The following is a 14543-nucleotide window of genomic DNA, read 5'->3' as shown; positions in this document are numbered from 1 at the left end:
TACGCCGATGCTCCACCGGCGAGCGTGATAAGCTGGCGCCGATTCCAAGAATAGGTTTGAGTCCAGCATGCCCCGCGCCGAATTCTCCGATATCCGTATTGCCCGTAAAATCAAAACCGCGCGTTCCGCGCTGCTCACCGCGGCCCTCTGCACCGGCCTGATCAGCGCCTGCAATACGCTGTCGCGACCCGACGCGATTCCCGCCGCGAACATCGCCGCGATGCGCGTAGACGTGGATTACCTCGCCGCCGATGGCCTGCTAGGTCGCGAGACCGGCAGCCCTGGCTATCAACAGGCGGCAGAGTATGTGGCGGACCGCTTCGCCCACCTCGGCCTGGTATCGGTGACTGGCAACGACTACTTTCAGCAGGTGCCTTTCCGCAAAGCGCGCTGGCCACAACAGGGGGAACATCAGGCTACCCTGATGCTGCACAGCCGAGAGGGCGACATCACCTTTGAGCTGGGTACAGACTTTCTCGCCTCGCCGCCCACCATCAGCGAAGATACCGCCACCAGCGGCGGCCTGGTGTTTGTGGGCTACGGCATCGAGGCACCGGAGTTCGGGCTCGACGACTACGCAGGCCTGGACGTGCAGGGCAAGATCGTGGTGATACTGGACGGGCGCCCCCAGCACCTGCCGAACGAAGTGGGGGCCCACTTCGCCTCCGGTCGCACAAAGCGTGAAACCGCTGCCCGACACGGCGCCGTCGGCTATATCACGCTCAACACACCCGCGAGGGAATTTCGTCGCCCGTTTGCCCGCACCGTTGAACACCTGCAGAACCCGAGTTTTGACTGGGTGCGCGCGGACGAAATTCCCGGAAATGCGATTCCCGGTCTGCATCCAGGGGTGTTGTTGGATATGCCGGCGGCCAAGCAGCTGTTTATGGGTGCCGCGCGCAGCCTCGATACCATCTTTACCGAGATGGAAAATGGTCTGGTTCCCGCGGGGTTCCCACTGCCTTACACCGCCACCCTCACCAGTGCTGCCGAGCACCAGAAAATACTGAGCCCTAATGTGGTGGGCCTGCTTCCCGGCAGCGACCCAGACCTACGAGATGAATACGTGGTGTTCTCCGCACACCTGGATCATATCGGTGTCGATAACCAGGATGAGCACGGCGGACATGATGCACAGGAGGGCAACCACGAGCTGATAAACCGCGACCGAAACTCACTCGATCTCATCAACAACGGTGCCCAGGACAATGCCGCGGGTATAGCGGTGATGCTGGAGGTGGCGCGGCTGTTTGTGGAATCCGGCCGCGCTCCGCGCCGCTCCATCCTGTTCGTGGCGGTGACCGCCGAAGAGGAGGGGCTGCTCGGTTCCGACTACTTCGCGCAACATCCACCGGTACCTCCGGGTGCCATGGTGGCCAATATCAACCTGGATATGCCGATGTTGCTCTACCCCTTCCGGGATGTGATCGCCTTCGGCGCCGAGCATTCCAGCCTGGGCAAAACCGCCGCCCGCGCTGTCAAGCGCGCCGGCCTCAAGGTGAGCCCGGACCCTATGCCGGAGCAGGTGATTTTTGTGCGCAGCGACCACTACAGTTTTGTCCGCCAGGGCGTACCGGCGATATACCTGATCACCGGCCGCGACGCCATTGATGACGAGATCGATGGTGCCAGCGCCCAGATCGAATTCCTCAAAACCCGTTACCACCGGCCCAGCGACGAAGCCGACGATCAGATCAGCTATATCGCCGCGCAGCAGTTCGCGGAAGTGAATTACGCGATTGCGCGGGAAGTGACCGATGCCGACGAGAAGCCCCGCTGGAACCGGGGGGATTTTTTTGGGGACTTGTATACGAATTGAGCGAAGCTGGGGTGGCGCCCGAGGTGCATACCATCAAGGATGGCCATAATAACCTTATTAAACCCCGCATCGCTGCCAGGAAATTGCCGCACTTGCTCAGCTTTTCCGGACAACCACAGCGGTGCGGAGTTTCTCCCTGCCAAAACTCGACATCTGCGCAATATCTTCCCGCGCAATAGGCAAGTACTGGCTGTCTAGCGGGTTGTCCTCGTCGTCCACATCCGGGTCGTGCACGTAGAAGCAAATATCATCCATTCCGGTCAGCGTGACCCAGTGCGGTACCTTCTTTCCGTCCAGGCGATAGGTACTGATCAGCAGTAAAACCAGCGCGCCATCTTCCAGCCATTGCTGGCACTGCTCCTGAGTAAAGTCATCGGCAATCACCGGTAAACTCGCTGCCTGTGCCTGCTCCCGGTAGTCCGTATCGACCTGCTCGATCACCCGTTTTTTCTCCTCACTGCGCACACCATTGATAAACAACGGACCGGTCAGATTCAGATGAACCTCACAGGCAAAGCCGCGCTTCTGTAGCGCCAGCGCCAGGCCGATCGGGTGGCAACCACCGTGACCGGAAGTCATGAAGATGGTGGTGGCTTCCCGCCACAGGGCCAGTTCGTCACTGCCGTTGGGTTCGTAACTGGAATCCAGTCCGGCCATCGCCATCATCGCCGCCGCCGGGCCACAGGTAAATTCCGTGCGCTGCCCGTACCAGGGTACCTCTGCGGTATGCAGATTCTCCGGGCGGTAGCGGATGCGCTTCTGCATACGCAGCGCATTACCCGAGTCCTCGTAGTAGTTGGCATAACTGCCGAAGGTGCGGTAACCCAGCTGTTGGTAGAGGGCGATGGCGGCGGTATTCTGCTCGGCCACTTCCAGGCGCATATACAGGCGGCCATTTCGGCTACTCGCATCCTCCGCCGCGCTCAACAGCGCCTTGCCAATCCCCTTGCCCCGCCCAGCAGGCCCCACTGCGAGAGAATACAGCCGTGCAAGCCGGGTTCCCCTACGCAGCAATACCAGCACGTAGCCGAGCAGTGCGCCTTCCTGCTCTGCCACCAGAAATACGCGGTTTTCGGTTTTCAGCCAGTGGCGGAAACGCCGGCGGCTCAGTCGGTCGCCGTCGAAGCTGGCCTCCTCCAGTGCGCACAGCTGATCGAGATCGGCGCTGACGGCGGGACGGATTGAGGGTGTCGGCTGTGAGGATTGGGTCATTTGAGGGGAGCTGATAGGCCGGGATGGCCGGGAAGGTTGTAAAGATAGTGCGATTAAAGCGCCGGTTGCGGGTTTGGGCAATATCTGCACAGAAATATTTTGATGAATATCGGCGACCCTGACCGCCTTTGGATGGCGGTCAGGTCATATCTGCAAAGCTCAGTTGGTGACACGGATATAGCTGACGTCAGTCATGGTGATCTTGGACTTGGTGATCCCCAGATCGTCAAAACAATCGGCAAAAGAGCCGGAGTTTCCGGACTCCCCGCAGTTTTCCAAGGTGTAGGTGTCCTGGGATTGCAGGTAATTACCAAACTTGAAGTAGGATTCCGAATCATCCTCTACCGGAATACCGAAGCTTCTTCCCAGCGCGGTCACGTACACTTCGCCGTAATTATTGAGGACCTTCAGATCAAAGGAATCTCCGCTTCTGATGGTGCCCAGCGCATACTTTTCTTCATTGCCACTGGTGTTACGCAGGCGTACGTAGACGTCAAACACACCGTTGCCCGCCACACTGTCGAAGAAGCCAGACTCCCTGGAGTCGGAAACATAGACTTTCATGATGGTGCCCGTGTCGCTGGCATGGTGCTGAGCGATGATGGTCTTGCCCGCATCGGACATCTCGACTTTCACTCTCGCCGAAAACTCCTCATAGGTGTCTGTCATGGCCACCCGCAGGCTGGATTTGATCTTGTACTCGTGACGCCAGCCGTTGCCATTTGGTGAGGTGTAGCGGGCCTCCAGGGGAAGAAAGACCAGTGTATAGTCATCCACCAGAGGATTGGGGCTACTGCCTTCAAGGTCAAAAATTGTGCCCTGAGCAATACTGGCCGGCACTTTCGTTCCACCGGAACTGGGTGGTGTGGTGGTACCACCGGTTTCTACCAGTGAGAAATTATCAAATCGTACGTCGCTGCTATTGTTATTGTGCTTGGCAAACACCTGTAGCGAGTTGGTGCTGGCGGTTGTGAATGTGCGGGAAACCTTGGTCCAGCTACCGACATCAAATTTCTTGTTCTTGAATAGGCCATTCAAGTCATTGATACCGATTTGACCCTTGCCGTTCACATAAGCACTGAGGGTGTACTCGGTGTTGGGTTTTACGCTCACCACCTGGTGGACCCGACCGGGATTTCCGCCAATTTTCAGCGAGTTTGAACCGCTGTAAGCAACGCCGGAAATAGCAGCCGGATCCTTTTCAGTCCAGCCCTCCCAGCCGTTCTCAAAACCCGCGTTCTGAATCGTCGCCGCCTGGGCAAGCCCGGCCGCGCTTGTCAGTGCCATGCCGGCAAGCATTGATTTGTACATGTGCATCATTGTTTTCTCTCTGATACGGCAATCTATAAAAACCAGTGCCGAGTATTTTTATTTATTTAAGAACGCAAAAATTTCAATGCGCCCTAGAGGTTCGCCATCACACGCCGAATCGAGCGTTGTAAAAGCGGACGGAAGGCTAATGCCTGCGCTGAAAATATGTCAATTCTTGCGGAGAATTGAGAAGTTGAAACAGTGATACCATCAAGCAAAGAAGACTGCAGAATGAGCGTTGTAAGTGCATGAAAAATAAAGAAATTATTTCACATAAAATACGGTTTCTGTTTGTGCGGAATTATCAATAAAAAATACCCTCTACTGGTTCAAAATAATTGGTCTTACACGTGCAAAAATATTGTCGCCAATATCGTCAGTGATTCATAATCATCCATGTACTGAGCGCTGAAGAGAGCCGTGAAAAAGTTATGAATAAACGAGCGAATATGAAAATCTTGAAAGATTTAATGGTTATCTTTGTGTTAGTAATCGCGTCTAAAAGTCAGGCGCGAAACGCTGACTGGATCCTGATCGAAGACTTCGAAGAAAAGGGTGCCGTCACAGCCTGGAAGCTCGCAGACACCAAAAATGAAACAGAACCGCTCGTGGAAAATCCACAGATCACGGTGCGGCGTGTGGAGTCAGAGAATGGCGTAAAGAATGCATATCTGCTGAAAAAGCCTGCCGCTGAAGGCGTAGTGGGAAACCGCAAGGCACTGACTTTCAAGCGGCTGCCCCGCGCGGTGGAAGTCGGTGAAGTCTACACCTTTTACTCTCGCATAAAGGTGGAGTCATTTCCCAATAATCACGTATTCGGGATCAGCAATCTGGATGCTGAAGGTATAAAGCAGCACGACTACAACGCCTTCGAGGCCACATTGCGGGTGACCGACAAAACAGAATCCTCTGGTCTGGTAAACACCGGCGCGCTGATGGTCAAGGTCGATGGTGGATACGCAAATATTGTCGATCTCGAAAGCCGCGCCGAAGCAAAACCACTGAGCCCCGGCGAGTGGTATGAAATCTGGTATGTAGTGAACAACGCACCAGTGTCCCTCGGCGGCCAAACTTATGATGTATTTGTACGGGGTGGGGAGTTTACCCGGCAAACTCAGGTTTATCGACAGGCGGATTTCCGCATGAAGCGGGAAGCTCCGCTTACCCACTTTCTAATGAACTGTAATACCGGGCCGCTGGACGCCCCCTATGGGAATGGAGGGTTAATGTATGACGATTTGTATATGAGTGCAGGGGTTAATTTGCTTGATCCTAAATCCACTAACTGACCCAATGTGTGCCTGCAACTAAACCGCTACTTTGCGTAAACGGTTACACTGGCATCTGTATTTTGCGAATCAAAATCTAGGTCGCGCACATTAAGTATTTTTGAAGCTACAAAGTGCGAATTTCACTTTTGCTTCGCATACTGCCTATTGGCTATTTGAGAAACCAAAAATATTTCTTTCTACTCAGCTTGCGCGCAATCCATTCAGCAAAATAAAGAAATAAAACCGCACCGAAAGTCTCGAGCATCCAAAAGTATTCAGCCATACTTCGGCCTGGCTCGTCCCGGATAGCATGGATTGATGCGAAATAGAAAAGCATTACTAGAAAAATGAAGAAAAATCGTATCATAAGTGCATTCGGTACCCGCCAAAGGAATAAATATAAGCGTCAAGCACAACGCAATAAAGAGCAAGAAACCTATTGGGTAGGATATGAACTTCGACTGGCTATGTTTCAAATACCTAACAGTTGCATAATAATGTAGAAGTGTATGGGAGATAAAGCTGTATAAATTTGTACCAATAAAAAATGCAGAAAAGGCCATATAGATTTATGCCTGTATGTGACTTTGTTGAAATGTTCCAGCGCGTGACCATCTTGATGGTTCAAGGATTTTGGTCAAAGTTTTCTCGGTCAACGTTGTGCTTTCTCGGTAGCATAGCCTTCCCTATCGCACATATAGATCCAATAAATAGGTTGCCTATAAGTGCACACGTAAAAACGTATAGGGCGGTAGATAGATCTGCTTTTTCCAAAACTCTGCAATGATTGTAGGCTGGATCGTCGATGTTGAAGGAGAAACTAAAACCTAGACTCACGACGATGATGGATATGGCTGCAAACTTTTTTTGCAATGGTGTCTTAATTCGGCGAACGGAGTGCCAGCCAATGAGTATCCCGGTCGATAAGCCAAGTGTATAAATTACTATCTCAATAAAGGTACACAAGAAATCTTACTGCCTAACAAGATAAAGTAGGCCCAGATTCTACCGGGGCAGAAATTGGATAATGGTTTATTTCTTGTCCTGACGGTCAATAGGAAACAGAAATATATAAATCAGCAGGAAAGCGACGGCTTGACATATCGACAGTAGAGCTAGCTTTACTGTGACAGCGAGCGACCACTGATGCGGCAAAAAGGATGAGTCCAACAACATCGAAATAAATAACGCTACCGAGAAATATTTTGCCGGTTGAAAATTATCTGATAAATACAGATATACAAATACCAGTGACAGTGCAAGATTCACGTAGCCCCACGTAGAAATGTGTACTTGTGAGAACTCCAGTTGAATCAGTACCACACCTACTATCGGAAGCAAGCCGAAAAAAACACAAGTTAATACTTTGCGCAGCAGCACGGATCTTATTAGCCCAGGATGGCGTGAGAAGAATATTTAGTCTTCGTATTCAGTGTGGCTGTTCTCAAGTGCATAAAAAGTCGCCTGCACATAGTCGCTGTCATCCCCGCTATTATTCTGGTTATACACCCCAGCCTTGAAGTACATATATTGATCCTCGGTGTCATAGCCGCTTTCACTCATATCGACCATCTGAATCACATCGTCTTTCCCTTCGCGGAAAATAGTGACGATGAGTGTGTTGCCCTCGACCTTGATTTCATAACTGAAAATTTCATTCAGCGCGATTCCATCTTCCGGATTTGATGCGCTACTGGAGCGGCTGCCGATCATTTCGTACCAGGTGTCATCACCGCCTTTGATTTCGTGAGCGATGTAGATACTGCCCTTGCTGTTGTCTGGCAGTTTGCGGTAGTAGAGGCGCAGAGGTTCGTCGTCGTTGGCGTGGATCTGGCCGACGATGACGCGGCCTGTCTGGCCGCTGTCCCCGGTTGTGGTGACGTGGTTGACAGCGAGGGTTGCACGCAGCACGCCATCTACGCCACCGGCGGCTTCACGGGCAGCGATGGGAGCGGAGCTGAATACCCAGTTGTTCTTGTTTACTCCTTGCGTGCTGATACTGGTATCGCCACGGCGCAGCATGCCGCGCAATTCGGTGCGGGTATATGAGGTATTGGTGGAGGTTTTAAAGCCGGCGATGGGGCAGCGGAATACCATACCGCCATCTTCGCCGGTGTAGAAATAATTACTGTTTCCGTAGCCGCTGTTCAATTCAGCTTCGTAGATAGAGTCGGCGCGTCCATTGCCGTCATCGTCAGTCGGTACACTGAGATACCAGGCCGCCAGGTCAAAATTGCTGGAGGGCGGGAGCATTGGGTCCAGCCCACTACCTGAACCGCTACCAGAACCACTGGAGCTGGATGACGAACCTGAAGAAGAGCTCGAAGAAGACCCTGATGATGAGCTGGAAGACGAACTACTCGCTCCGGCGTCGGTGGGATTCGGCTCAGAGTTGTCACTGCCGCAACCGGCTAAGCCTAAACTGAAAATACTGGCGAATAAAATTCGGCAGAGAGCTGGCTTCGATACCGCGTGAAGTTTCCAGATAGACACCGGTGGGGTTCCTTGTATTGTTGATTAAAAAGTTGAACGTCTATAAACCAAAAAGCCCGGAGCGGCGGAGATGAAACGACACCGCTCCGGGAAGCTTCCGCTGAGTGACCCCTTCCTTAAAACTACCTTTTGGGGGTAAGAGCCACCCGCATCACGCGCTCGGGGAAAGTTTATTCTGGCAGTTAATCGTGCGACTGCTCCAGGGCATAGAAGGTTGCCTGGACGTAGTCACTGCCATTGCCAGTGTTGTTCTGGTTATACACGCCGGCTTTGAAGTACTGGTATTGATCGGATACGTCGTATCCGCTGTTGCTCATGTCCACAATCTGCACGACATCATCTTTACCATCGCGCATGATGGTGACGGTGAGGGTGTTGCCTACCACCTTGACTTCATAGCTCCAGATTTCATCCAGGGCGATTCCGTCAGACGGGTTGGAGGCGCTGCTGGAGCGGCTGCCAATCATTTCATACCAGCTATCGCTGCCACCGTTGGGCTCGTGTGCGATGTACACAGAACCCTTACTATTACCGGGCAACTTGCGATAGTACAGACGCAGTGGTTCGTCGTCGTTGGCGTGAATCTGGCCGACAATGACGCGCCCGACCTGACCGCTGTCGCCGGTGGTGGTAACGTGGTTGACCGCGAGGGTCGCTCGTAGCACACCATCCACACCACCTGCTGCATCGCGGGCAGATGAAGGCGCTGAGCCAAATACCCAGTTGTTTTTATTCACGCCCTGGGTGGCAATACTGGTATCGCCACGGCGCAGCATCTCGCGGAGTTCGGTTCTTGTATAAGAAGTACCGGAAGAGGTTTTGTACCCGTCAATCGGGCAGCGGAATACCATACCGCCATCATCTGCGGTATAGAAGTAACTGCTATTGGCGTAGCCGCTGTTCAGCTCGTTCTCTTTGATGGAGTCCGCCTTTCCGTCTCCATTGTTGTCGCTGGGTACGCTGAGGTACCAGGCGCTCAGGTCGAAGTTACTGGAAGGGGGCAGATCCGGGTCGAGGCTACCACCGGAGCTTGAGCCTCCAGAGCCCGAGCCACCGCTTGAACCGCCACTGGAGCTGGACGAGGAGCTGGATGACGAACCACCGGAGCTGGACCCGCTACCGCCCTCACCGCAGCCGATGACATCCATCTCCAGCATGCTGTTCCAGCTATTGGCGGAGTTACCGCTACCGGTAACGCGCACGTAACGCGCGTTGGTATCGGCAACGTCATAGCTTTCCATGTCTGCACTGTTGCCGCTGGATTGCCCGCCGGAAAGTACCATCGTCCAGTTACTGTTGTCGGTGGAGGTTTCCACAGTGAAGAAGCTGGAGCGCTGATCCCCTTTAAACCAGGCGATATCCACGCCTTCTACGGTTTTCTCGCTACCGAGGTCCAGGGTGATCCATTTGATCCCCTGGGAAGACCAGCGCGACTCGTCCGCCAGGCTACCGTCAACAACGTTTGCTGGACCGTGGCCATCATTACTGCCGTCGTCAGTGGCGGATGCCACCGGGAGATTACTGCCGGAGGCGCAGGCGCTACCGCCGGAAGATCCGCCGGACGAACTGCTCGATGAACTACCTGATGACGAACCGCCACCGAGATGTTCAAGCGCAAAGGTATCGAAGCGGCCTTCGCTGCCGTTGTAGGTGCCGAATACGGTAATGCTGCTGGCGCTGCCGGAATTGAAGTCCACTTGCAACTGATCCCAGTCGCCATTACTGATACTGCTGTCGTAGGTAGTGCCGTTTACCACGGCGCCGATGGTACCCGCACCGCTGATATGGGCTGTCAGGCGATAGTTAGTATTAGGGCTGACGGAAACCTGTTGTTCCACCTTGCCACCGCTACCGGAAATTTTTGCGGACTTGCTACCACTATGGGCAACGCCAGAAACAGCGGAAGGGTCAGAGTCACTCCAGCTGTCCCAGTCGCTTTCAAATCCGGGGTTTTGAATAGATGCGTTGGCACCGGCCATACAGACCGACAGTGCGGCGGCGCAACTGATTTTCATCGCTAAGGTTTTTTTACTGCTTTTCATTGAACCCTCTTTATTTTTTGGGTGCTCTAATGGCTTGGGGGCGCAGCGATACCGACTGCTGCTGTTTCTCTCTTTTTATATTCGTTGTAATTTTCGTCCACAGCGAAGCCGCCGTTGGTACGGTGTATTTTTGTTTAACTTGATATTTGGTAAGAGCAGGAGGGCCGGCGACGGAGCGCCGCCGGCCCTTGCACCAGATTAGAACTTGGCGCGTACACCCAATACGAAGCGGCGGTCATTTTCCATAATCTGGAATGCACTGCCGTTGGTACCGGTGTTAATGGTGGGTTCACCAGTGAGGTTCACAACATTGCCGATAACGGTGATATTGTCGTTGATGTCGTAGCTGGCAGAGAGGTCCAGTTGCGCGAGATCTTCACGGTAGTCGTTACCCAGAGTCGGGTCATCGTCCTGTGAAGCGCCGGCCAGAACCAGCTCACCCAGTGGCAGCACCCGCTTGGTCTCTTCGTTGTCGAGGAAACGGTCGCGGTAGGTGTATGCCAGACGGATTCCCAGACCTTCATACTCGTAATACAGCTGAGTGTTGAAGGTGTTCTTGGAAATATCTTCCAGCGGAGTGCCGTCGGGATTTTCGCTATCTGCGTAGGTGTAGTTGGCACTGATACCCAGTCCAGACCAACGGCCCGGCAGGAAGTCGAACGCCTGCTGGTAACCCAGTTCGAGACCTTGAATCTTGCCGTTCTCACCGTTGGTGATGAAGTCGGTCAGAATACCCATCTCGGATATCGGGGTGTTTTCGTTGGCGTACTGGATGCCGTTTGCCTGCCACAAACAGATTTTATCGTAGTCAGACACGTTGGTTTTGGTGCTGACGACATCTGGCTGGTTCTCACACTCGTAGGTGCGGGTCAGGAAGGATTCCACGTCCTTAAAGAACAGGGTGGCAGAAACCATGTTGTTGTCCCAGTAGTGCTCGGCGGCGATGTCGTACTGGGTTGCACGATACGGCTCAAGATCTGGGTTACCGCGGCTGGCAGCAATGTAGGCATCGCGGTAGGAGTATGCCGGGCTCAACTCATTGAAGTCCGCACGGCGCATTACTTTTGCGGCCGCAAAACGCAGCTGGGTATCATCCGTAAGTCCCCAGGTCACATTCAGGCTTGGTAAGAAGTCGTTGTAGCTGCTGCTATCGGAAACGATCTCACCTTCCTGGTAGGCACTTGAGCTTATCTCTGTTCCTACGTAGCGGCCACCAACAACGGCACGAACGTCACCGAAGTCCAACTCCGCTTGAACGTAGACCGCAGAGGTATCTTCGTTAACTTCGGAGTAGCCGCCTTCCTGATACTCGAGGTTGTCCGCCAGGCTGCCATTAATCGCCATATTGGTACCGGCGAGCAACTGCTTGACAATATCAAAGGTAGCCTGCTGATCTTGCAACAGCTTGGCATCGTAGGCAGTGAACTTCGCGAGATCATAGGCGCCGGCACGGCCGGAGTGCTCGAAGGCATCGCCAGTGAAGTCGTAGTCGGTCATCGCGTTGGGGAACTGGGCAACAACATCTTCCATCCAGATAATATCGGGATTGCCGTCTGCATCGGTCAGATCTTTAAAGATGTTGGTGATACGGAATTGCTCGCGGCTCTGCTCGTAGTCGCGGGTGGTTACGCGCACACCGGATTTAACTGCGCTTACCCAATCGAGTCCGAAGGGTTCCGCGTATTCCACATCAAAACGGAACGCATTTTCGTTGTTTTTGATGTAATCACGGGTGTCTTCGTAGCGGCGGAAGGCCTGATTCTGCTGATCGGTAAATACGTAGCCGTCGGCGAAGTCGACAACCGGCGCTCCGCTATCGTTACCGCGGTAGGTTACCGGGACCAGCCATTTGTTCTCACCTTCGGCCCCTTGACCTTCAAGAGAGCGATCGATACCGCGGAAACGGAACTCGGAGAACGGAATGTAGCTGTCAGATTCAGCGATAGAGAATTCACCCTTTACGCTTAATTTCTCTGTGAAGTTCCACTCGCCACCAAAGGCGTGGCTGAAGGAATCACTTTGGCGGAAGCTGGAGCCGGTGGTCATCAGCGGCTGAACTTCGTCGTACATGAAGTTTTGCAGCTGGCCGTTTCCGTCCTCGTAGGTTTCCCCGGGAATCACGGTCGGATCGTCGAGAATATGCAGCAGGGAGAAGGTTTCCTGCGCACCGTCGCGCTCAACCATGTTCAGATCCAGATAGAACTGACCCTGTTCAGAGGCGGGGGCCCACTGGAACGCGAGGTTCAGTGCGGTGCGCTCGCGATCTTCGGTACGGGGATTGTAAGTGTGCTCGCGGGCGTACACATAGTTCCCGCTCGGGGTGTTTTGGGCCGGGCCCAGGCCTTCTACGGGGCCTACTGCGAGCTGTACCAGGGATTCGTCGCGGCGCAGGGTGCGGTCCTGATAAGCCAGTGACGCGATGACACCGAAGGTACCGGCATCACCGAGATCCCAGTTGTTACCCACACCGGAGCTGATGATCGGGGCCCAGTTCTCCGCTTTGTCGGCATATTCGCCCTGCACCGAGACGGCTGCCAGCGGCGCGTTCAGGTCCAGCGGGCGCGCCATTTTCAGGCTGATGGTGCCGCCGAGAGCGCCTTCGGTCATTTCAGGTGTCGGCGACTTGACTACTTCCACTTTCTGCAGGAATGCAGCGGGGAAATCCTGGAAGTCGATGCCGCTACGGGTGTCGCCAAGTACGGAGCGACCGTTCACTTCAACACGGTTCTGGGTAAGGCCGCGAATGGATACCGCAGAACCCACACCAAACTCGCGGTTAATAGAAACCCCGGTTACCCGTTGCAGTGCTTCGGCAATGTTGTTGTCGGGGAGTTTACCGATATCTTCCGCAACCACGGCGTCGACAACACGGGCGTCGTCACGTTTCGCGTCGGCGGCGGCTTCAAGACTGGCGCGAATACCCGTAACAGAGACTTCTTCCAGTGCGGCATCGTCGGTCTGGGCAAAAGTCATGGGGGTAAATGCCATAGCGGAGGCGGATAGCATCAGCACACTGAGGTCTCTCAGGGCGGTCTGCTTATCGAACTTCTTAAACTTCTTATAGTTATCCATCGAACAGTTTCCTCTCATTGTAAGAACGATTTTATTTTTATTAGCTCGCAGCATGGCGAGTTAAACGCGTTCGAGAAAACCTGTCAATAATATTGGTTAACGATATTGGTAAGATAGGTTGTTGTAAAACCCAATTAAATAATTGTTTTATATGGGTTTTTTAGGTTTTTTCAGTGAAAAAATATTTTTAAAGGAATTTAATTGTTTCTATGAACGACTCATCAAATACCCAAGGGTAAAACCAATTGGTTTGATAGGTCGGTAATGTCTGAGGCTGGTAGTAAACAAGGTAATTAACTGACATATAAAAAAAGCGGCTGAATAGCCGCTTATGGTCACTAAAATTACCGAGAGATTTTATGCGCTCTGTATAGCTTCCGGCATGGCAGTTTGCGCAATAATGGCGCCGCGATATTGAATTACCGTACTGGCCAGTAGGTGACCTTTTTTAGCGGCTGTTTCGGCACTGTCCCCCGACAGACGACTCGCCAGATAGCCGGCATTGAATGAGTCCCCGGCCGCGGTAGTATCTACCGGTACCACTTTATTTGCTGGAATCAGCTTGGGATCGCGGTTCTGCTGAACCACGAGGCAGCCATCGCCGCCGAGTTTCAACACAATTTCACCGACACCCCATTCCCGAATACGTGCCAGCGCAGCATCGGTATCCTTGTCCGCAAACAGCAACTGTTCGTCTTCAAAGGTGGGTAGGGCAATATCGGTCAAGCGTAATATCTGCTCGTAGGCTTTACGGGTCAGTGTTTCACTGCCCCACAATCGCGGTCGGTAATTACCATCAAAAATAACCTGCCCACCGCCCTGGCGGAATTCCGCCAGAAAATCGAATAGGCACTCGCGCCCGTAGGGCGAGAGGATGGCGAGGGAAATACCGGATAGATAAACCGCGTCAAACTGTTTTAGTTGCTCGAACAACTGCCTGGCCGCTTGCGGGTTATCCAGCAGGCGTTTAGCGGGTGCGCGATCTCTCCAGTAGTGGAAAGTCCGCTCACCCGTGGCGTCGGTCTCGATCAGGTAAAGCCCGGGCGTTGCATTCGCCTCACGCTTTACCAGATCACAGCCGATACCTTCCGCCTGCCATTGGCGGATCATCCAGTCACTCAGGTGATCATCACCTAGCGCAGTCACATAATCGACGCTGGTGCCGAGCCGGGACATATACAGTGCTGTATTCAAGGTGTCACCACCGAACGAGAGCCCTGCGTTCAGGCGGCGCTCACTGTGATGACTGCGACAGTCGCTGTCCAGGTTCATTTCCAGCATACATTCGCCGATGACTGCTATGCGCTTGTGCATGGTTTCCGC

General features: G+C 53.5%; 8 protein-coding genes. 2 read left to right on the top strand and 6 right to left on the bottom strand.

The annotated features are described in order from the left end of the window. Positions 1-67: 67 nt before the first annotated feature. Positions 68-1819 carry a M28 family metallopeptidase gene (locus AAFH99_RS02290; protein WP_081848111.1) on the top strand — a complete coding sequence of 584 codons (1752 nt, stop codon included), beginning with the start codon at positions 68-70 and terminating at the stop codon, positions 1817-1819. A gap of 96 nt (positions 1820-1915) precedes the next feature. On the opposite strand, the gene AAFH99_RS02285 is transcribed toward AAFH99_RS02290, so the two are convergent. Beyond that, positions 1916-3031: a peptidase C39 family protein gene (locus tag AAFH99_RS02285; protein WP_406828550.1), complete on the bottom strand. Its 1116-nt coding sequence runs from the start codon at positions 3029-3031 to the stop codon at positions 1916-1918. A 159-nt stretch (positions 3032-3190) separates the two neighbouring features. Beyond that, positions 3191-4351 (bottom strand): polysaccharide lyase family 7 protein, encoded by a 1161-nt coding sequence (locus tag AAFH99_RS02280; RefSeq protein WP_406828549.1) that lies wholly within the window; start codon positions 4349-4351, stop codon positions 3191-3193. Between the two features lie 440 nt (positions 4352-4791). Here AAFH99_RS02280 and AAFH99_RS02275 point away from each other — a divergent pair, with 440 nt between their 5' ends. Continuing rightward, positions 4792-5631: a hypothetical protein gene (locus AAFH99_RS02275; protein WP_406828548.1), complete on the top strand. Its 840-nt coding sequence runs from the start codon at positions 4792-4794 to the stop codon at positions 5629-5631. A gap of 1398 nt (positions 5632-7029) precedes the next feature. Here the strand turns inward: AAFH99_RS02275 and AAFH99_RS02270 are convergent. From AAFH99_RS02270 to AAFH99_RS02255, 4 genes are all read right to left on the bottom strand, one after another. Further along, entirely contained in the window at positions 7030-7866 is an 837-nt protein-coding gene (locus AAFH99_RS02270; protein ID WP_406828547.1) for a polysaccharide lyase family 7 protein, read from the bottom strand. A 422-nt stretch (positions 7867-8288) separates the two neighbouring features. Then, a complete protein-coding gene (locus tag AAFH99_RS02265; protein WP_231491910.1) occupies positions 8289-10148 on the bottom strand; it encodes a polysaccharide lyase family 7 protein in 1860 nt (619 codons plus the stop codon). A 198-nt stretch (positions 10149-10346) separates the two neighbouring features. After that, positions 10347-13220, bottom strand: coding sequence for a TonB-dependent receptor (locus AAFH99_RS02260; protein WP_043319805.1), 2874 nt, complete (start codon positions 13218-13220; stop codon positions 10347-10349). A 357-nt stretch (positions 13221-13577) separates the two neighbouring features. After that, a complete protein-coding gene (locus AAFH99_RS02255; RefSeq protein WP_043319804.1) occupies positions 13578-14534 on the bottom strand; it encodes a sugar kinase in 957 nt (318 codons plus the stop codon). Positions 14535-14543: the final 9 nt, after the last annotated feature.

It is taken from the genome of Microbulbifer sp. ARAS458-1, assembly GCF_045348205.1.
Taxonomy (GTDB): Bacteria; Pseudomonadota; Gammaproteobacteria; order Pseudomonadales; family Cellvibrionaceae; genus Microbulbifer.
Note: the sequence above shows the minus strand (reverse complement) of the source record. Positions and strands in the feature narration are given on the sequence as shown.